The organism is Clostridium sp. UBA5988, assembly GCF_002435615.1.
Classification (GTDB): domain Bacteria; phylum Bacillota; class Clostridia; order Clostridiales; family Clostridiaceae; genus Clostridium_J; species Clostridium_J sulfidigenes.
This window is the reverse complement of sequence record NZ_DJBA01000022.1, coordinates 22170-42924: the sequence shown is the minus strand read 5'-3', so window position 1 is coordinate 42924 and position 20755 is coordinate 22170. Positions and strand designations below refer to the sequence as shown.

Annotated in this window: 23 protein-coding genes and 1 pseudogene; 18 read left to right on the top strand and 6 right to left on the bottom strand. The window is 28.6% G+C overall.

The genetic code is table 11. From position 1 onward, the window contains the following. Positions 1-255 precede the first annotated feature (255 nt). From B3J31_RS04695 to B3J31_RS04675, 5 genes are all read left to right on the top strand, one after another. A complete protein-coding gene (locus B3J31_RS04695; RefSeq protein ID WP_167403077.1) occupies positions 256-651 on the top strand; it encodes a hypothetical protein in 396 nt (131 codons plus the stop codon). A 277-nt stretch (positions 652-928) separates the two neighbouring features. Next, the gene (locus tag B3J31_RS04690; RefSeq protein ID WP_198028539.1) at positions 929-1060 is read left to right on the top strand and encodes a GNAT family N-acetyltransferase; all 132 of its coding nucleotides are present in this window, start codon (positions 929-931) and stop codon (positions 1058-1060) included. Between the two features lie 80 nt (positions 1061-1140). Beyond that, positions 1141-1608, top strand: coding sequence for a hypothetical protein (locus B3J31_RS04685; RefSeq protein ID WP_346868365.1), 468 nt, complete (start codon positions 1141-1143; stop codon positions 1606-1608). Positions 1609-2057: 449 nt separating this feature from the next. Continuing rightward, entirely contained in the window at positions 2058-4136 is a 2079-nt protein-coding gene (locus B3J31_RS04680; RefSeq protein WP_346868366.1) for an efflux RND transporter permease subunit, read from the top strand. A 2-nt stretch (positions 4137-4138) separates the two neighbouring features. After that, positions 4139-6103, top strand: a complete 1965-nt coding sequence (locus B3J31_RS04675; protein ID WP_346868367.1) for a hypothetical protein — start codon at positions 4139-4141, stop codon at positions 6101-6103. Positions 6104-6187: 84 nt separating this feature from the next. Here the strand turns inward: B3J31_RS04675 and B3J31_RS04670 are convergent, their stop codons facing one another. The 3 genes from B3J31_RS04670 to B3J31_RS04660 are packed head-to-tail and all read right to left on the bottom strand — an operon-like array spanning position 6188 to position 7209. Then, positions 6188-6760, bottom strand: a complete 573-nt coding sequence (locus B3J31_RS04670; protein ID WP_346868368.1) for a manganese catalase family protein — start codon at positions 6758-6760, stop codon at positions 6188-6190. 16 nt (positions 6761-6776) lie between these two features. Continuing rightward, entirely contained in the window at positions 6777-7025 is a 249-nt protein-coding gene (locus tag B3J31_RS04665) for a spore coat protein CotJB (protein WP_150843741.1), read from the bottom strand. After that, positions 7018-7209: a spore coat associated protein CotJA gene (locus B3J31_RS04660; protein WP_150843742.1), complete on the bottom strand. Its 192-nt coding sequence runs from the start codon at positions 7207-7209 to the stop codon at positions 7018-7020. Before B3J31_RS04660 ends, B3J31_RS04665 begins: the two co-directional genes overlap by 8 nt. Positions 7210-7414: 205 nt before the next feature. On the opposite strand from B3J31_RS04660, the gene B3J31_RS04655 reads away from it, so the two are divergent. The 5 genes and pseudogenes from B3J31_RS04655 (at position 7415) to B3J31_RS04640 (ending at position 9438) form a co-directional block, all read left to right on the top strand. After that, the gene (locus tag B3J31_RS04655; RefSeq protein ID WP_346868369.1) at positions 7415-7948 is read left to right on the top strand and encodes a putative ABC transporter permease; all 534 of its coding nucleotides are present in this window, start codon (positions 7415-7417) and stop codon (positions 7946-7948) included. Between the two features lie 250 nt (positions 7949-8198). Beyond that, on the top strand, positions 8199-8462 hold the full coding sequence (locus tag B3J31_RS04650) for a DUF2087 domain-containing protein (RefSeq protein WP_346868384.1): 264 nt from the start codon (positions 8199-8201) through the stop codon (positions 8460-8462). Further along, positions 8455-8994, top strand: a complete 540-nt coding sequence (locus B3J31_RS04645) for a helix-turn-helix transcriptional regulator (RefSeq protein ID WP_346868370.1) — start codon at positions 8455-8457, stop codon at positions 8992-8994. The genes B3J31_RS04650 and B3J31_RS04645 overlap by 8 nt, the downstream gene beginning before the upstream one ends. Before the next feature lie 10 nt (positions 8995-9004). Further along, a pseudogene (locus B3J31_RS16975) lies at positions 9005-9049 on the top strand (hypothetical protein); the annotation flags it as partial. 176 nt (positions 9050-9225) lie between these two features. Beyond that, positions 9226-9438, top strand: coding sequence for a hypothetical protein (locus B3J31_RS04640; protein WP_150843745.1), 213 nt, complete (start codon positions 9226-9228; stop codon positions 9436-9438). A 66-nt stretch (positions 9439-9504) separates the two neighbouring features. On the opposite strand, the gene B3J31_RS04635 is transcribed toward B3J31_RS04640, so the two are convergent. Then, the gene (locus B3J31_RS04635; RefSeq protein WP_150843746.1) at positions 9505-10245 is read right to left on the bottom strand and encodes a TIGR03915 family putative DNA repair protein; all 741 of its coding nucleotides are present in this window, start codon (positions 10243-10245) and stop codon (positions 9505-9507) included. 30 nt (positions 10246-10275) lie between these two features. Next, positions 10276-11673, bottom strand: coding sequence for a putative DNA modification/repair radical SAM protein (locus B3J31_RS04630; RefSeq protein ID WP_150843747.1), 1398 nt, complete (start codon positions 11671-11673; stop codon positions 10276-10278). A gap of 161 nt (positions 11674-11834) precedes the next feature. On the opposite strand from B3J31_RS04630, the gene B3J31_RS04625 reads away from it, so the two are divergent. Both B3J31_RS04625 and B3J31_RS04620 read left to right on the top strand, forming a co-directional pair. Continuing rightward, positions 11835-12218: a hypothetical protein gene (locus B3J31_RS04625; RefSeq protein WP_150843748.1), complete on the top strand. Its 384-nt coding sequence runs from the start codon at positions 11835-11837 to the stop codon at positions 12216-12218. Positions 12219-12306: 88 nt separating this feature from the next. Then, positions 12307-13023 (top strand): EcsC family protein, encoded by a 717-nt coding sequence (locus B3J31_RS04620; RefSeq protein ID WP_150843749.1) that lies wholly within the window; start codon positions 12307-12309, stop codon positions 13021-13023. Positions 13024-13136: 113 nt separating this feature from the next. On the opposite strand, the gene B3J31_RS04615 is transcribed toward B3J31_RS04620, so the two are convergent. Beyond that, complete coding sequence (locus B3J31_RS04615) at positions 13137-13538, bottom strand: hypothetical protein (RefSeq protein ID WP_150843750.1); 402 nt, start codon at positions 13536-13538, stop codon at positions 13137-13139. Between the two features lie 250 nt (positions 13539-13788). Between B3J31_RS04615 and B3J31_RS04610 the strand changes: the two genes are divergently transcribed. From B3J31_RS04610 to B3J31_RS04585, 6 genes are all read left to right on the top strand, one after another. Beyond that, positions 13789-14970, top strand: coding sequence for a hypothetical protein (locus B3J31_RS04610; RefSeq protein ID WP_346868371.1), 1182 nt, complete (start codon positions 13789-13791; stop codon positions 14968-14970). Positions 14971-15180: 210 nt separating this feature from the next. Beyond that, the gene (locus B3J31_RS04605) at positions 15181-15846 is read left to right on the top strand and encodes a CpXC domain-containing protein (protein WP_346868372.1); all 666 of its coding nucleotides are present in this window, start codon (positions 15181-15183) and stop codon (positions 15844-15846) included. A gap of 381 nt (positions 15847-16227) precedes the next feature. Further along, positions 16228-17055: a CAP domain-containing protein gene (locus tag B3J31_RS04600; protein ID WP_346868373.1), complete on the top strand. Its 828-nt coding sequence runs from the start codon at positions 16228-16230 to the stop codon at positions 17053-17055. A 475-nt stretch (positions 17056-17530) separates the two neighbouring features. Next, positions 17531-19195, top strand: a complete 1665-nt coding sequence (locus B3J31_RS04595; protein ID WP_346868374.1) for a ribonuclease J — start codon at positions 17531-17533, stop codon at positions 19193-19195. 139 nt (positions 19196-19334) lie between these two features. Further along, the gene (locus B3J31_RS04590; protein WP_346868375.1) at positions 19335-19991 is read left to right on the top strand and encodes an SIMPL domain-containing protein; all 657 of its coding nucleotides are present in this window, start codon (positions 19335-19337) and stop codon (positions 19989-19991) included. A 122-nt stretch (positions 19992-20113) separates the two neighbouring features. Further along, positions 20114-20596 (top strand): DUF6241 domain-containing protein, encoded by a 483-nt coding sequence (locus B3J31_RS04585; protein ID WP_150843755.1) that lies wholly within the window; start codon positions 20114-20116, stop codon positions 20594-20596. Positions 20597-20755 lie beyond the last annotated feature (159 nt).

Here is a 20755-nt window from a genome sequence, read left to right as displayed (position 1 = left end):
AATATATGATATTTATTATATAAATTTATTTAACAGAAACCATCAAGATATATGATTTAGTATATCCTGATGGTTTTATATGAAATTTTATATATAAAACTAGATAAATATTTATATAGGAAACTATTTAACTATTTAAATAGTTGTTTTATTCATGCGGGTTTGAAGGAATTATGATTATAGGTGATGTGATTAAATGGGGTATATAAAGATGCAATTTGATAGATTTTAACAAATATGATATAATGGTAAAGAATGAAATATGTAAGAAAGGTTAAAGAGGTAAGAACTGCAAATAATTTTAATAGATACAAGGAATTAATAGGAAAATTAAATAATTTAGAAGTAAGAATATGGTATAATAAACGTGATAAAAATATTATTAATGAAATAGATAAATCATTATCAATAAAAGAACAAGCAAAGCAAGCTCACTTTTTAAGAAATAAGTATAGAGCACAAGCTAGAAAGCTAATGGCAGATAGAATGTTGGCAGAAAAATTAAGTATTAATAATACTAATCTACCTTTTGAGTATTATGAAAATAAATATTTAAATCAAGGATATAATGATAATGAACTCTATGAAAAGATAATAGCAGCATCTACAAGAACAAATAAAATGGTAAACGTAGCATTAGGAATTGCTTAGTGATTCTAAAAGTGCTACTATCATATTTTCAAGATGAATTTTTAAATTAGCTAAATTAAAAATGTTTTAATTATAAAATATATTTACATAATTTACCGAAAGTGAAATTAAGGGCAGTAGACTGAAGAAAGTCTTACTAGCCTTATTTTTATTTCTTTTAAATTTAGTATAAAATTGTTTGAGGAAATAATAGAAAATTTAGAAAAATATGTTGACCAAGCCGTGGGAGTTAGGTACCATAATATTGTAATAATAATTTTAAATGGAGGGTTATAAAATGGAGCAACAATATTTATATACTGATAGGCTTTTACTGCGTAAGTTTACAATAGATGACCATGAGGATTTATATGAATATTTATCTAATTCCAAAGTTGTAAAATATGAACCTTATGATACATATACATAATTTATCTTTATAAATAATGTATTATTTTCACGCTGATATTGATATATATAGCTTATAAAGAGAATATAGGAGATGAAGAAATGAAAAAAGTATTGTTGATTATAATGTGTTTAGGTGTTGTAGTTACTTCCATGGTAGGATGCAATAAGTCTATTAAAAACTCTAACAAAGATGAAATCAATGGAACTCAAATTGAGAAACCAGTAGAAGATAATAATGTAAACATAGATATAAGAGATACTGCCATACAAGTTCAAAGTTCACAAGTAGAAAGTGGAGAATTAGAAGGAGAAAAAGTATTTGCAGTAGGAGTTGTATCTTCAATAGATTCTTTAGGAGAGAATATGGACAAAGCTAATTTTATAATTACACAAAATGAAGGAGAAGAGGCCAAGTCTTATGTAGTTACATGGGAATTAGGAAAACTTAATTTTAAAAGTTTAAAAATATCAAAGGGAGATGTAGTTAGGATTTATGGGGTATTAGAAGGGAAAAATGAAAGAGGTATGCCAATAATTAAATCTTCTCTTATAGATTTGGCAATGTAGTGTATGCAAAATAGCAAGAAATTAATTCTTGCTATTTTTATTTTTATAAAGGAAATAGATTTTAATAGTAAGCATATGTTGTTACTAAATATTAATAAGTAAATAATTTGTTAATGTACTTTTTCCTTTTAGTGAAGATATTTACATAGATGAAATATAGGTTCAATTTTCAGAAAATTTCATTGGAATCAGAATGACGATTCTCAATGGAGATAAAGAGTAAAGTTAATTTTTATTGAAGGAATAAAGGATTAGAAATTCAATATTGTAAAAATATTACTTTAAAAAGATGTGATGCTATGAAAAGTGAAGATAAGTAAAGATAATATGGTATGAAAACGTTTTAAACAATGGAAAATCGAAGAAATCCAAGGCAGGTGACGATTGATGAAACTGACTGGTCGGTATAAAATTGAGAGATATTAAGGAAAGGGAGATGGACATGAACTATGGCAAAGATATCTAAGAAGATAGCTGAGAGTAGAGTTATAATTTTAGTTTTAGCATTTTTATTACTTATTCCATCTGTATTGGGGTTTATTAAGACTAAAATTAATTACGATATACTAAGCTATTTACCAGATGATTTAGAAACTGTAAAAGCAGAAGAGATTCTAAAAAGAGATTTTGATTGTGGATCACTTAGTATGCTGATAGTAGAAGGTATGGAAGATAAGGATGTAGCAAAAATAAAGGAAAAGGTGGAAAAAATTCAAGGAGTACAAAAGGTATTATGGATAAATGATGTTTTGGATTCACCAATTCCTAAGGATATACTACCTAGTAGCATACAAGATGTGTTTTATGCTAAGGATTCAACTATGATGGTAATAATGTTAGAGGAAGGTAGTGCTGATATTATTACACAAAATGCTGTAGAAGATATAAGAAAGGTTGCTGGAGAACAAAGCTTTCTAAGTGGGATGGCTGGAATAGTTAAAGATACTAAGGACTTATCAGATAAGGAAACTCCATTTTATGTATTAATAGCAGTAGTATTATCTTTAATAGTTCTAGCACTTACTATGGATTCAGTGGTAATACCGGTTATATTCTTAGGGAGTATAGGAATTGCAGTAATTTATAATATGGGAAGTAATATTATTTTTGGAGAGATATCCTATATAACTAAGGCTCTATCAGCAATATTGCAACTTGGAGTAACTATGGATTACTCAATTTTCTTACTGCACAGATATGATGAAGAAAGAGAAGTTCAAAAGGACAAAGTAATAGCTATGGCAAATGCTATAGCCAATACAATGACTTCTGTAGCAGGAAGTTCATTAACTACAATAGCTGGATTTTTAGCTCTTTGTACAATGGATTTAGCTCTTGGTAAAGATATAGGACTGGTTATGGCTAAAGGAGTACTTCTTGGAGTTATATGTACAGTAACTATTTTACCTGCTTTAATTCTTACATTTGATAGAGTTATTCATAAATATAGACATAAAACTTTACTACCAACCTTTGAGAAGACTTCTGAATTTGTGGTAAAACACCATAAAGCTTTTGTATTAATAGGAATTTTAGTATTTATCCCTGCATTTATAGGTAAGGTTAATGCTAAAGTATATTACAATTTAGATGAGTCTCTTCCAAAGGATTTACCATCTATCGTTGGAACTAATAAGTTGAAGAATGACTACGGAATGACATCTACAAACATGATTTTGATTAAAGATACCTTAGATAACTATAAAGTTAAAGCTATGGCTGATGAACTAGAACAGGTAGATGGAGTTTCCTCAGTAATTGCCCTAGAGAAAATATTAGGACCAAGGGTACCTGAGAGTTTTGTACCAAAAGATTTATTAGAAAAGATAAGATCAGGAGGCTATGAGCTTTTTGTAGTAAACTCAGAATATAAGGCAGCAACAGATGAGGTAAAAGAACAACTTGTAAAAATAAATGACATAGTAAAAAAATATGATTCTGATGGATTAGTAAGTGGAGAAGCTCCATTGACTAATGACTTAATCAAAATTTCAGATATAGACTTTAAAAATGTTAGTATTGCATCTATAGTAGCTATATTTATAATTATAGCACTAGTATTTATGTCATTAAGTTTGCCAATAATTTTGGTTATTGCTATTGAGCTTGCAATATTTATAAATTTAGGTATTCCTTTCTATACAGGTAGTGTAATTCCTTTCATAGCGTCAATAGTGATAGGAACAATACAATTAGGTGCTACAGTGGATTATGCTATATTATTAACCACTAGATTTAAAGAAGAACTTGAAATGTCATCAAACAAAATGGATGCTATGAGAATAGCTGTTCAAAGCTCATCTAGATCAATTATTACTAGCGCTTTGACATTCTTTGGGGCTACAGCTGGAGTTGGTATTATATCTAAACTAGAAATGGTAAGTTCGCTATGCACATTAATGGCAAGAGGAGCAATAATTAGCATGTTTGTAATCTTATTTGTATTACCAGGGATTCTGCTAATTAGTGAGAAAGTAATAGTAAAAACAAGTAAAGGTTTTATAAAAAATGTTGAGGAGGCTGCATAAAAATGAAAAGAAAAGCATTATCTAAGAGAGTTATAGTGTTAGCTACAGTAGCAGCTATGATGACTTCTACAGTAGCAATGGCACAAGAAATAAACAAGGATGAAACAGTATATGTAATTTTAGATAGTAATGGAAAACCAGAACAAAAGATAGTATCCACTTGGATAAATGGTGAAGAAAATCTAGGAGAATTTAAGGACAAGTGTAATTTAGATAATATAAAAAATGTTAAGGGTGAAGAAACTCCAACTATAAGTGGCGAAGAACTAACTTGGAAGGTAGATGGAAAAGATCTTTATTATGAAGGAGAAAGTAAGAGAGAATTACCTTTATCAGTTAGTCTAAACTATGAGATTAATGGAAAAAAAGTAGAGCCTAAGGAAGCTTTAGGACAATCAGGTAATTTTAAAATAACTTTAACAGTAAAAAATAATGAATCACGAACAGTTAAAATTAATGGAGAAAATAGAACTTTATATGTTCCTTTTGTCACAGTTTCAGAAATTATGTTATCTAATGATAAATTTAAGGACGTAAAGGTGGATAATGGTAAGCTTATTCAAGATGGCAATAATTCCTCAATTACCTTTGTTTCTGCACCAGGATTAAAAGAGTCTTTAAATTTAGGAAGTATGTTAGATATTAAAGATACTTTAGTAATAGAAGGAACAACTACAAACTTTAGTGTGCCAGCTATTATGATGGTTGCAACTACAGAAGCACTAGATTTAGAAAGTATTAGTGATGATGATAGTTTAGATAGCTTGAAAGATTCCCTTGTTCAACTTCAAAATGGTGGGGATGAATTGTTAAAAGGTTCTAAAAAGCTAGTAGATGGTCAGGAGCAGTTAAGTTCCAACTATGCTAAATTTAATGATGGAGTAGGAACTTTTAAAAATGGAGTTGCTGATTTAAGTAATGGAATAGACAGCTTATCTAATAATACTCCTACTTTAAAATCTGGAGCTGATAAGCTACAAAATGGACTTTCACAATTAAAGGATGCTCAAGGACAATTTTCTAAAGGAATAGAAACTTATGAAGACAACGCTTCTAAATTATTTACAGCCTATAATTCCATAGATAAAGGGATAAACTCATGTTTAACTGGTTCAACAAAGCTAAAAGAAGGATTAGCTGTAGGTAATGAAGGTTTAACTAATCTCAATAATTCTACAGCAAATTTAGATACAATAGCAGCTCAATTAGATGCAATGGGTGCTTCAGTTGCAAAGGTTAATCCTGAATTAGCAAATAATATTGCAAAGGCAAGTGGTGGAATTAAAGCTGTATCTCAGGGACAAAAGGATGGCATAGGAAAACTACAACAAGGAATGAGAGGTGCTTCTATTGGTGCAGGTGACCTTGAAGAAGGATTAAATGGATTATCTAAGGGGTCAAAGGAGTTTAAAAATAAAGGGCAACTTTTATTACAAGGTACTAACACTTTAAAGGAAAATTCAGCAAAACTTAATGGAGCTTCAACAGAGTTGTATAATGGAAGTACAGCACTATCTCAAGGAATTGGTTCTTTAGTAAATGGTACTAATAAGTTAAGAGCTGGAAGTTCATCATTATTAAATGGAAGTAATGAACTATATGATAATTCAGGGAAATTATTAAAAGGTATAAATCAATTAAAAGAAGGCAACACAGAACTTTATAAGGGTGTTGTTAAATTAAAAGAAGAAGGCTTAGATAAGTTAAATGAAAAAGGTAATACTGCTATAAAGGATATACAAGGGGTAGTTGAAGCTAAGGATGAACTTGTAAAACTTTCTAAGGAATATGGTGCTTTTTCAGGTATGAATAATTCTATGAATGGAAAAGTTAAATTTGTTATGAGAACAGAGGAAGTTAAAGCAGAGGCAGATAATAAGGGAGATGAAGACAAGGGAGTAGTAAAAGAAGAAGTTAAAGAGGAAAAAGGTTTCTTTAAAAGTCTATTAGATATATTTAAAAAATAGATTTATGTATAATAATATTAAAAATAAGAGAGGTTCTCAACAACCTCTCTTATATCTATATTTAAAATATATTATCAGTGTTAACTAATAGTATATTTTTTTATTCATATTATCTTGTACGTCAACTAAGGCTTCTCCAAAACGTTGGAAGTGTACTATTTCCCTTGTGCTTAAAAATTGCAATACATCTCTAATACTATAATCATCAGTAAGATTTAAGAGCCATTCATAAGTGGCTCTTGCCTTTTGTTCTGCAGCCATGTCTTCGTGTAAATCTGCTATTGTATCTCCTTTAGCTTGAATATAAGAAGCGGTCCATGGATTACCTTGAGCATCAGTATAAAATAAAGCTTTTCCATGATCTGTGTAGTGACCACCAAGGTTTGCTGCTTCTAGTTGCTCTGGGGTAGCATTTTCCATTAGTTGATATATCATAGTGGCTATCATTTCAACGTGAGCCATTTCTTCAGTTCCTATATCTGTTAATAACCCTTTAGATTTTCCTGTAGGCATAGTATAACGTTGATTTAAATATCTTAGTGCTGCACTTAGTTCGCCATCAGGTCCACCGTATTGTGAAATAAGATATTTAGCCATTCTTAGGTCACAGCTTTTAATATTTATTGGATATTCTAAGGTCTTTGTATAATACCACATATTTTATAATCCCCCATTATTTTTTTTCCCAAGGCCAAGGAGTAGAAACCCATAACCTTGGATTTTCTATATATGCTGAACCAAAGTTAGTTAAAGGTCCATAATTATACTCATATTGATAGATTAATTTGCTCAAATAGGAAGATATATATTTAAAATCATTAGTTGCACACTTGTTATTAGGAAAATTGTCTAAATACAGGTTAAGATCTATAGCATAAAATTGATATTTTCTTATAAGGTTTAATAATCCTTCCTTAGACATACATATCACCTTTCATTTTATATTTTTTATAAGGTTTGTAAGGTATATATGGTCTATAAAGATCCATAAAGATTGTACCTTTAATTAAGGCCTCTTCAATAGAAAATAAATTTTCATATAGTTGAGGTATTACATATGCTTTAGCATAATTTTTATAGCTTGTACAATTTCTAGAATATTTCATTTAATCAACATCCTTATTTCTAATAAATTTAATAAGTGTTTATAATTACACTCAATATATGGTATGCAAAAAGATAAAAAGGGGTTACTATTTATATACAATCATTTGATATGGAAAGTAGGAGTATAAATTCTAACAATAATGTAGAAAAACTTAGAATAAATTCATAAATGTAGGTAAAAATACTACCGAAGGAGGAGTATTTATGGATATTGTAAGTTTTTTATTATATTTTACATTTAATTTCTTTTTCTATGGATTTGTAGGGTGGATAATTGAGAATTTATTTTGCTATTGTATTAGAGGTCACTTTCAAAAGGATGGCTTTCTAAGTGGACCATTTAAACCTATGTATGCCATAGCTATGAGCATTTTAGTAGTAATAGAATCTACTTTTACAATTAATGTTTATTATTTAATACCATTATGTTTTATAATTCCAACTACTGTGGAGTATGTAACGGGAATAATAATGAGAAATCATTTTAACAAAAATTATTGGGACTATACTGAACTTAAGTATAATTTTAAGGAAATTATATGTTTAGAGTTTTCTATAGCTTGGACTATATTAAGCTTTATTGGAGTAAAGTATTTACAGGTAGTGGTAAATCAAGCATATGAAATAATTTATCCAATATGGCCAATTTGTTCTACGATTTTATTAATAATTTTACTTATTGATGAGATTATTACTTTTAGAGAGTTTAGAGAAAAGGAAAAAATTATTCAAAATTAAATTAAGACATAGTAGTAGAATAAGGTCTATATTTATAAAGTATTATATAAACAGGTAGTTAGCATAACTGCCTGTTTATTTTTCAATAAATCCTAATAATAGTTTGTTTAATCTATAAGATAAAAGTATAAATACAAACAAAATTATAATATATCTATAAATACATAGACAAAACCTTAAATATATCATATTATTATATTATGGAATGATTGAATAATATTTGATTAAGGGAGGTATTATAGTGGAAAAGATGGATAGATTTATTGATGATGAAGGTAGAATAAAAATATGGCCAAAGAAGAAAGAAGTAAAAATTGAGATTCTGAAATATTTAGCTACTAAGTTTAAGTATGACTATTTATATAACGAGAAGGAAGTTAATGATATTATTAAAAAATGGCATACTTTTGAAGATTATTTTTTGCTGCGTAGGAGTTTAATAGATTATAAATTTTTATGTAGAAAAAAGGATGGATCAGAATATTGGAGAAATAGTGAGGAAACCCATGAATAATAAAATAGATATAAAAAAAAGTAATATAAAGAGTGTGGATACAGAAAATAAAGATATTAAAAACAGTGGAGTTTTAGAAGTAAAATCTAATGAAATATTCTGGAATTCAACCATGGAAGAGCTTAAAAAGGGATATATTCAAGAAGGGGATACTATTAAATGTTTAATTTGTGGTAAAACATTCCAAAATGGAAAAGTCTATAGAATAGATGAAGAATTTTATGAATCATGGAAAGCAGCAGAGCTTCACATTCAGAATGCCCATAATTCCATGTTGGAATATCTACTAAATATGAATGGGATTTTTACTGGGATTACAGATGTACAGAGGGAAGTATTAAAGCTTTTTGCAGAAGGTATATCAGATAAAGAAATAGCCAGTAGATTAGGAGTTGCCACTTCTACTATAAGAAATCATCGATACAAGTTAAGAGAAAAAGAAAAGCAGGCAAAGCTATATTTAGCAATGATGGAATTATTAAATGAAAGTACTAATAAGAAGATAAACAAATTAGAAGAGGGAATTATTTGAATATGGATTTTTAAGCAGATCTAATGATTGTAAAAAATATTGGGTGAAAGAATAAAATACTATAAGTGTTAATACTTTAAATTAAATTGAAGGAAAAATAGTATTTATATAGAATATACATTATTATTAGATTACAGTATAAACTTAAATAGAAGTAGATTTTAATTAGTAATTTATAGAAAGGAAATGGTATAGAAAATTTATATAAATTTATCTATACTGGGTGACAATATGAAAATAGAATTAGATGATAAAAATATACTTTATGTATTAGACAGTATTCATGGTAAATATATAAGCACAAAGTTATATTTTAAGGAGCATACCAATGAAATAGATAAAATAGGTATGACTACTCCTGAAGAATTAAAAGACTTATATAATAATTTACTTGAACAAGTACATGCTCAAGGAGAATACAAATTTTTAGAGAAAATAAAGTAATGGAAGGTAGAGTTTCTATTGCATGGAAATAAGGTCATATACAAAGGGGAAACTTTGTATATGACTTTATTTTACTTCAGGTAAGTGATTCCAATATCTGGTGGGCATGCTTCTGCGTGTTAATTTAAGATTTTCTCGTTCCTTTATATTTATAGCATTGTAGAATTCTCTCCAAAGGTTTTCAAAATTATCATTGAGAGAGGAAGCTTCTAGATATTCACCCTGAGCGTTAGAAAAAGATGAGATAATACCGTCTTTTTTATTATATATTAAAGCAAGCTCTCTCTTTATATCATGAATTATAAAATTTTGGTCAGAAAATCTTTCTATAAAATGAGTCTGAATAAGGGGAAGAATATTATGATCAGGCTCTATAACTGAATAAAAGGTAAAGGGAGCTATTTCTTTAAATCTAACAAATCCAGTAAATCTATGAGCTTCTAAAGAGACTCTTCTGCAATATTTATCTACAGTTAAGATAATATCATTATTTTTAGCTAAATTAATGCTATCTCCAAATTTGTAACATAGTTTAAGGTATTTAAATATTAAATCCTCAGAATAGGGGAGAGCACTTAAATACAAATAGTATACATTTTTAAGTGTTAAGTAACTAAGGTTATCTTTTATACTAGAATATACTCTATTAAATTTGTCTTCTTCAGTAGTTATTTCTTCTGTTGTTGTAATTAAGCTAGGAACATATGAGGAAGACTTGGTAATTTTCACTTCCTCTTTATAACTATAGGCATAGAAAATTGTAGTTAAAAGTCCCTCAAAGGAACCATCGTATAAAAATTCTTTCATGTTGCAACACCACCTATAACTTTATTATATTTATAGTTCTCCAGTTATATAGGAACCTCTATCCTCTAGCAGTAAAGTTTTATCTAAGGAGTTTATATCATCTTGGGAGGATGAGGATAATATAAGTTTATTATATTCCTTATCTAAAATTGGTATAGAACTGTTATTATAGTTAAAGCCAAGAAAGCTTAATTGTTCATACCTTTCATTTTCAATATAGTTTAAGTCAATTTTAGGTTTTAGCACAGATCTTACTTTTTCTTCATCTAAATCCACAGAACCGTAATACTTACCCTTACATACTATAAAGTATTGAGCTCGTTTTAAAACAACTCCTAATTTTTTTAAATCCTGAAAGGTGAGAAAACCAATTCTTCGAGCACTAATTATCTTTTTAGCTCCTCGAATACCTATACCAGGTATTCGAATTAATAGTTCATAGGAAGCTGTATTAATTTCTAAAGGAAAGATATGAAGATTATTTAGAGCCCAATTAGTTTTAGGATCAAAATTTATATCAAAATTTGGATTTTGTTTATTAAGAAGTTCTTCAGCTTTAAAACCATATACCCGTAGTAACCAATCTCCTTGATAAAGTCTATGTTCTCTAAGGGTAGGTGGGGTTTTAAAATTGGGCAAATTTTTACCATTATTTACTGGAATGTAGGCTGAATAATAGACTCTTTTTAGTAAGAAGTTGCCATAGAGATTTTCTGTAAGATTCAAAATGTCTAAATCATCTTCTTTGGTTGCGCCTACAATTAATTGAGTGCTTTGCCCACCAGGTACAAATAAAGTAGCTTTTTTAGATAATTTTCTCTCTCCATTACTTATAATTATATTATTTTTTATGGATTTCATAGGAGTAAATATATCCTGTTTATTTTTTTCAGGGGCTAGAAGTTTTAGGGAATTATTAGAAGGAAGCTCAATATTAACGCTCATTCTATCTACATATTGGCCAGCTTCTTTTATTAGATCTTCATCAGCTCCTGGAATAGCTTTAAGATGAATATATCCACGAAAGTTAAAATTATTTCTTAGCTTTTTTACAACTGATGTTAACAGTTCCATAGTGTAATTAGGATTTTTAATTACTGCCGAGCTTAAAAATAATCCTTCAATATAGTTTCTTCTATAAAAGTTCATAGTTAAGTTTATCACTTCATCTACGGTAAAAGCAGCTCTTTCTACATCATTAGTCCGCCTATTAATACAATAGGCACAATCGTATATGCAGTAATTAGTTAATAAAATTTTTAAAAGAGATATACATCTTCCATCTGGAGTAAAGGAGTGACATATACCACTAGGAGCAGAAGAACCTAAAGCACCTTTGATTCCTCGACGATTAGAACCTGATGAGGAGCATGATACATCATATTTTGCTGCTCCACTTAATATCCTAAGCTTTTCACTAATCTCCATTTAAACTCACCTTCTACAATAAAATAAATAATCCATATAAAAATTATATCAGAACATTTGTTCGTGGTCAACAAAATAAAATTTATTTTTTGTAATATAGTGTGACTTATTTGAAGCATCATACATAACATAAAATATAGCAAGAATTATGGAGTTATTAAATGAACAATTGTAAAGATAACTATAATTGTAAGGATAAATGTGATTGCAATGATAATTGCAACTATGATTGTAAATATGATTGCAATTATGAGTGCGATTGTGATTGTGATTGTGATTCCACTGACGGTGGAGTAGGTGGAGTTGTTGATGCCAAGGAAGTTAGATGTCAAAGAAAGGAAGATAGACTACTAATATTAATATTAATACTTCTTTATTGTCAAAATGTATATACAAACTCTCAATACTATAGATGTATTAATAGTCAAATGCTAAATTACATGATGTGCTCAAATCGTCAGTTAATGTGTACAATTTTATGTATGTCTCAGAACTTAGTAGATAGCATAGTAGATTGTTGTGCTAATCAAAGAAATCGTAAATAAGAGCAGAGTAATCTGCTCTTTTACAATTGGTTAAAAATATATGAAGTGTGATAAAATAAAGTATATATTTAAGAAATAAGGTGATGAGATGGATATGTACGAAGATATAATATATGGAGAGCTAATGGAGTGGAAAAGAGAAATGATGAGGAAACCTACTATTGGAAATAAGCTTTCTAAAAATATACAAGATAAAATGAACGGATTTATTCCAGAAAAATTTCATGTTATGGTTACAGAAGTTATAAAAAATATGGTTAAAGTAGTTATTTTAGGGTCTGAATATACTACATTGGAACCTATAACATATATGCCAATAATAGAAAGAGAAATGTTAGTAAAGGAAAAGATTCAATTATATAGAAAGATAGCAACAGTAAGTGGAGCTAGCACAGGATTTGGTGGTTTTTTTGTAGGGTTAGCTGATTTTCCTATTTTGTTAAGTATAAAAATTAAGCTGTTATATGAGATTGCTAGTATATACGGTTATGACACAAAAGATTATAGAGAGAGATTACACCTTCTTTACATATTTCAAATTGCTTTCTGTAGTGATAAAAGAAGAATAGAAGTATTTCACATATTAAATAATTGGAAATCATATTCAGATAAGTTGCCTTTGGATAAAGAAAACTTTGATTGGAGGATCTTTCAACAGGAGTATAGGGATTATATAGATTTAGCTAAGTTTTTTCAGCTTGTACCAGTTATAGGAGGAGCAGTAGGAGCTGTAGCTAATTATAAGTTAGTAGAAAAGCTAGGTGATACTGCTATGAATGGATATAGATTAAGGTATTTTCATTAGAGCAGTAAAGTTTATAATTCTAATTTCAATAAAATAGCTTAAGAGAATACCTATTAAATGTTATGTTGTTGTAGGATCGTTTAAATAAAATAAAAAAAGTCGGAATGTGAAATTTAATCTACATCCCAACTTATTTTAAAACTCCCGCTATGATCTCCTTCAACCTGTATTTTGTATTTCCCATCATGAGGTATGACTATAGTTTGAATTAAAGAATTATCTATGTTTTCAATTTTATATAATGTGTTGTCATCCTCATCAATTAGCAATATAGCCAAGTTTCCACCTTCATTTTCAACCTTTATATTAAGAGTTAACTGGTCATCCATGTCTAACTTAAGAGTTTTGTATTTATAACCCTTAAAGCTTTTATAGGTCATTTCTATAGAACTCTTTGAAGAGTGTTCCTTAGCTTTACTAGTTTTGTAGTTGCCATCAGTGGTTGAACATTTGTTGAGTAGCACTATAATAATTAATATACATAGGAGTAGTAGGAGTTTAGTTTTTTTAGCCATAAATAACCTCCACACATACATCTAATATATTTATATAAAAATAACAAAGAATTATGCCTAAATTGCCTATAAATAATATTTATTAATTTTCAATAGAACCATTTACAAAAGTGCATTATATACTTTAAAAGAAACATATGTACTATATGTTATCTATATAAATCATAGTATATATAGAAAAGATAATATATAATTTAATATGAATACAAGTTTGTATTCATATTAAATGTTAATAAAACGGAGGTTTTTAATGATTAATGAAAAAAAAGAAATAACTAAAAAGGCAAATAAAAAGAAAAGCACCTTTTTATCTGGGCTTACGTTTTTAGTAGTTTGTGGAGCTATTGGAGCTGGTATAGGGTTTTTATCTGCAAGTTATTTTAAAAATTTTATGGATACCTATATCAAAAGTGATAATTTTTTTTGGGAATTACTTAAATACTATGGACTTATACTAATATTTTTCTTAGGGTATATAATTCATATTATTATTCATGAAGCAGGACATCTTTTATTTGGATTTATGTCAGGATATTCTTTTGTATCCTTTAGGATAGGATCTTTAACTATAATTAAAGACAAAGATAAAATAAGCTATAAAAAGTTTGGTATACCAGGCACAGCAGGTCAGTGTCTTATGATGCCTCCAGAAATAAAGGATGGAAGGTATCCCTTCATAATGTATAACTATGGCGGAGGAATAATGAATCTAATAGTAGCAGGAGCTGGTATATTACTAGTTGTTTTAATAGAAGGAATTCCTGTTTTGATTTCAACAATACTAATATTAATTAGTGGAGCAGGTATATTCGCAGCCCTTACTAACATAATTCCTTTAAAGGTTGGAGGAATTTCTAATGATGGATATAATGTTATATCTATGTTGAAAGATGAAGATGCAAGAAGAGGGTTTTATTTACAACTTAGGGTTAATGGATTACAATCACAAGGAATGCGAATTAAAGATATGGAATTGGAAGAATTTAAGTTAAATGAAGGAAGTAACTTAGTGAATCCACTTAATTCTTCACTTAAACTTATGGAGTACAATTGGTATTTGGATAATATGGATTTTACAAGGGCAAGAAGGTGTATTGAAGATTTTACACCATGGATTAATAAGATAATCCCATTGTATAGAAATGAAATAAATTGCGAAAAAATGTTTTTAGAACTCATAGGTGATTGTAATAAGGAGTTTATTGATAGCATATATGATAAAAATCTTAAAAAATATATAAAAGCTTCTAAATTTATGATAGGAAAAAAGAGAATAATGATGGCTTATGAAATTTTCTATAATAATAATAATAAAAAAGCATTAGATTATTATGAAGAGGCCATAAAGTTATCTGAGAAGTATCCAGTTAAAGGGGATGCAGAAATGGAGTTAATGCTAGTAAATTGGATTAAGGAGATGAAGAATATTTAATCCATGACTACCAGCTTAAGTGGAGTTGAAAGCTATGTCTATATAAGATGTAGCTTTTTCTGTTGTATTTATAAAAAAAGAATAAAATTGGAGATAAAAGTTTTAATATTTAGAAAATAATGCAGTTACATTTACAACGTAATGTGATAAAATATACAATATAGATATAAGACTTTTTCTAAGGTTATTAATAAAAAGAGGGGGATACTTATGGCTTTAAAGAGGAATGTGGAAGTAACCTGTCCAAATTGTTTGATAAAAAGCAACATTAAGTTATGGAATAGTATTAATGTAACTATAGATGAAAGAATAAAAGAGAAAGTATTAGATAATGACTTTTTTAAATTTAAATGTCCTATGTGTGGACATGTATCAACCTTTGAATATGATTGTTTGTATCATGATATGAATAAAAAAGAGATGATATATTTATTAACAAATTATAGTAGCGATAACAATGAATTAGCTAAAGAGCTAGAAGCATTATCAGATGAAATCTTGCCTCAATTTGGTAATAATTATAAACTTAGAATTGTAACTAGTAACAATGATTTAATAGAAAAAATTAAAATTTTAGACTGTAATTTAGATGATAGAGTTATGGAAATATATAAATTATATTATACTACTAATTTAGTAGACACTAATTTGGATTTTTGTACTAAAAAGATATATTTTGATTATGATATTATTAAAGATAGTATGTTTTTTATACTTAAAGATGAAAAAGGAGAAACACCATTGTACAATATAGATATGAAAATATATAATTTTATAAGAGATAAATACTTAAATAATATAGAGGAAAAGGTATACAGGGGTTTTCAAGTTATTGATGAACAGTGGGCAACTGAGATTAATGAATATAATAATTAATGATTTAGTATAATTAAGGCGGTATAAATACCGCCTTTTTATTATTAATTCTTCAAAAATATTTAAAAAATGTGGAAAATTACAATGAAAAGCATTTAGATATTCATAGATTTCATAAAATTATTTTTAGTAATTTTATCTATGGATATTTTTACAAAAATCCTGAAATCCAGTAATATTCTTATTTTTAGTTTGGTTAATAAATCCATTATGGAGAGTGTTTACCTTTGAAGGATAATGTATCATTCATTAGAAATTATCAACCATTATAAAATTTAAATTTATATGTTATAACTATAGGACAAGGTGGTTAGACGTAAAAGTACATTAACTACTAGAAAAGTGGACAAGTTATTAAGTCCCAATATAGGAGGAATGGAAATGAAATCGAGAACATTATCAATATTAACATTATTATTAGTAGGAAGTACATTCGTAGGTGGAGTACAAGCTGAAGCAGCTGTAAGAACTAGAAGTCAAGTGAAAACTGTGAGTTATAGAACTATAAGTAACTATCAATATGGCAATGTAGATTATACTAAATTTATAAATGGAAACTTTTTAACTGACTTTGAAGCTATGAAAAAGATGATAATAAATCAGAATAATTTCACAAGTGTACCAAGTATACCTTCTAAAGACCAAGTAAAGGAGCCTGTAGTGGAACAACCAACAACAGAACCAACTACTGAGACCACGACACAGCCAACAACAGGACAGGATACGTCAACTAAAACTCCTGTTACTGAAGCACCAGTTGTGCCTGAAACACCAGTAGTACCAGAGGCACCAGTTGTTAATGAGAAGTTTATGGCTCAAGTTGAACAAGCTATATTCAATAAAGTAAACGAAGAGAGAGCTAAAGCTGGAGTTGCGCCTTTAACTTATAATAAAACTATGGAAAAATATGCTAGAATTAAATCTCAAGATATGGGAGATAAAAATTATTTTAGTCACCAAGACTTAAGTGGAAATCTTATAACAACTAAAATGAAGGCTGATGGAGTTTCATATAGAGCTTGGGGAGAAAATATAGCATATATAGGGGGAGTATCTGACCCAACTGCATTAGCTAATCAATTTATGACTAACTGGATGAATTCAGAAGGTCATAGAAAAAATATACTATCAACTAATTTTGAAAGTATAGGTGTAGGTGTATATAAAGCTGGTAATAGAGTTTATGCAACTCAAGAGTTCTATAAATAATAACAGATAAATTTTTAAAAATAAATATACATTTTCCCATAAAATTAATAAATATCCCTTATTGCAGATAATAAAGCTGCAATGAGGGATATTTTAATTAGCTTTAATTTTACTAGTTTTTATTTCTTGTAGTAGTAAATTCAGTATATTTCTCTGTGAAGATTAATATATTTTACTATATAAATTATTAATTTAGGAGGAAGATATGTCTAGAGGTAGGGGTAAGGAAGATAAAAAGGCAGCTAAGAATACTGGCAAGGATAAGAAGGGTGACAAGAAAGTTAAGAATAAGAATGAGTTAAAGAAGAAAAAATAAACATAGTATTTTAAATCTATAAAAAAGTATAAGGGCTATCTCAAAGTTGGGATAGTCTCTTTGTTTACTATAAAAAATAATTAAATTAATAAAAGTATTTAAATCCATACTATAACACATAATAAATGTATATTAATTAATGTAAAAGGAAGGGATTTTATGGAAGGGAAAAAATGTGTTAAAGTAATACCTCTGGGTGGATTAGGTGAAATCGGTAAAAATATTACTGCTATTGAATATGATAAAGACATTGTAGTTATAGATTGTGGAATAGCATTTCCAGATGAAGAAATGTATGGGGTTGACTTAATCATACCTGATATAACTTATTTAATGGATAATAAAGAAAGAGTAAAAGCTTTTATTCTTACCCATGGACATGAAGATCACATTGGTTCATTACCTTATATTTTAAAACAACTAAATGTACCGGTGTACGGAACTAGATTAACCTTAGGTATATTAGGTAATAAACTAAAGGAACATTTTTTAGAAAATGAATATACCCTTAAAACTGTGGAGGCCGGAGAAACTATAGAATTTGAAGATATTAAAGTTGAATTCATAAGAAATACCCATAGTATAGCTGATTCTTGTTCCTTAGCTATCCACACTCCTATTGGGAACATAGTCCATACTGGAGATTTTAAAATTGATTATACACCTATAGATGGTTTAGTTATGGATTTAGAAAGAATATCTGAATTGGGAAAAGAAGGGGTATTACTTTTAATGGCAGATAGTACTAATGTAGAAAGACAAGGTCATAGTTTATCAGAAAAGTCTATAGGACAGACCTTAAATAGAATTTTTTCTACAGCTACTGGAAGAGTGATAGTTGCAACCTTTGCCTCCAATATACATAGAATGCAACAAATAGCTGATGCTTCAGTTAAGTACAAAAGAAAAATTGCCTTTAGCGGTAGAAGTATGGAAAATATATCTACTGTAGCTATGGAGTTAGGTTATTTACATATTCCAGAAGGAACTATGATAAATGTAGATGACATAAGAAATTACAGAAATGAAGAAGTAACTATAATAACTACAGGTAGCCAAGGAGAGCCTATGGCAGGCCTTGCGAGAATAGCATTTTCAAATCATAGAAAGATTCAATTAGAGCCTGATGATCTTTTTATTATATCAGCATCTCCTATACCTGGGAATGATAAGCTTATATCTAAAGTTATCAATGAACTTTATAGAAAAGGCGCAGATGTTATCTATGAAGCTTTAGAAGATATCCATGTATCTGGGCATGCTTGTCAAGAAGAGTTAAAATTAATACATTCATTAGTTCATCCAAAGTATTTTATGCCTGTTCATGGAGAATATAGGCATTTAAAACATCACAAAGATCTGGCTAAAAGTTTAGGTATGAAAGATAAGAATATATTTATAATGAATACTGGAGATATACTTCAGCTTTCTGAGGATGAAGCAAGAATATCTGGTAGGGTTCATACTGGAAGGGTACTTGTAGATGGTATAGGAGTAGGTGATGTAGGCAACATAGTACTAAGAGATAGAAGGTATTTAGGTCAAGATGGTATGGTTGTTGTGGTTGTAACTATAGAGAAGGAAAGTTATAGTATATTAGCAGGACCAGATATTATAACTAGAGGTTTTGTTTATGCCAAGGAAGCAGAAGATATGATCAATAAAATTAGAGATATAGCAAGAGAAGAAATTGAAAATTCTTTAGCAAATAATCAAATAGAATGGTATGTATTAAAAACTAATGTAAAAAGATCCATAGAGAGATTCTTATATGATGAAACTAAAAGACGACCAACTATATTCCCAATAATTATGGAAGTATAATATACTAATGTTTAAATAAAATGCTACAGATAATAGTTCTCTGTGGCATGTTATTTATTTTATAATAGCTATTAGTAATATTTAAATCCTAATTTAATAAATTTATACTATACAAATTTATTAAATTAGGAGGGGTATTATGGAAGAAAGAGTTATAAGTGTGAAAGGAAAGGGTAAAGCATCAATACCACCAGATACAATAGAAATTAATATGATATTAACTACGTTAAAACCTACCTATGAAGAAGCTATGAATGCTGCTAGTACAGACTTGGATGAATTGAGGTTATGCTTAAGGAGTGCAGGTTTTGATAAAAAAGATATAAAGACTACTAATTTTAGAGTGGACACTAAGTATGAAAATATTTCTGATGCAAATGGAAATTATAGGAGAGTTTTTGTAGGATATGAAGTTACCAATAACTTAAGAATAGAATTTGAGCAAAATGCCATGATGTTAACTAGAGTCCTTAATGCTCTTGCAGGTTGCAAAGCAACACCTGAGTTTTCTATAAGGTATAAGGTTAAAGATGATACAGAAGTTAAGGATTTACTTTTGGAAAGAGCTGTAGAGGATGCAAGATCAAAGGCTAAAGTAACGGCAGAGGCTGCAGGGGTAAGATTAGGAAAGGTACTAAGTATAGATTATAGTGGGAGTGATATTCAATTATATAGGGATATTTATAGCATAAATAAGAATCTAATTTCTACAGGCGGAGCTCCAAACATTGATTTACAGCCTGATGATATAGATGTAGAAGATAGAGTGACTGTAGTTTGGAGGATGGAAAGTTAATTTATTATGGTATTATAAGAGTAGTTAAGCCTTAGAAATAAGGCTTTTTTTATAAAATTATTGAAAAGTATATGGAGTTATTGATACAATTATTTACATATAAGATAAAAGGGGGTAAGTGTATGAAGGGTTTTTTTAGAAAAAAGTCAGTTATCATTTTTATTATAGTAATTCTTGTAATAATAGCTGCTGTATTTGGGGTAAATTATCTAATGGATAGAAAGTCAGGAAAGTTAACAGCTAAAGAAAATCAACAGGAAATAAAATCAATTAATGAAGAGATATCAAAAGAAGATTCTAAGGAATTGAAGCCAGCAGATTATTATCCAGAAGCAGATGTTTATGATATAATGCATAGAATGGCTAATACTAAGATAATTGCAGAGAATAATAAAATTTGGGGAGAATTACCCATGGAAAAAGAAGAAATTCAAAATTTAAAAAGTATTGTAGAAAAGATAGATTATGAGGATAGAGAAAAACTGTTAGACATTTTAAATAGATGGGAAAAAGGAGATTTCTCTCAGGCAGATAAGGATCATAATTATGTATGGGAAAAGTTAGGTGGAACTATAGGACGAGCTGTAGGTATAAAAGCTGATTAAAAGGTATAGAATTTTTATTCTATACCTTTTAATATTTTTTCACTAATATGGCTAGAATACAAAGGCAGATTAGAATTTTAATTATATATTTAGATTAAATTTTATGTTAATTTTATATAAAAATGTTTTAAAAGTTACTAGCTAGATGCAAGCTAATGA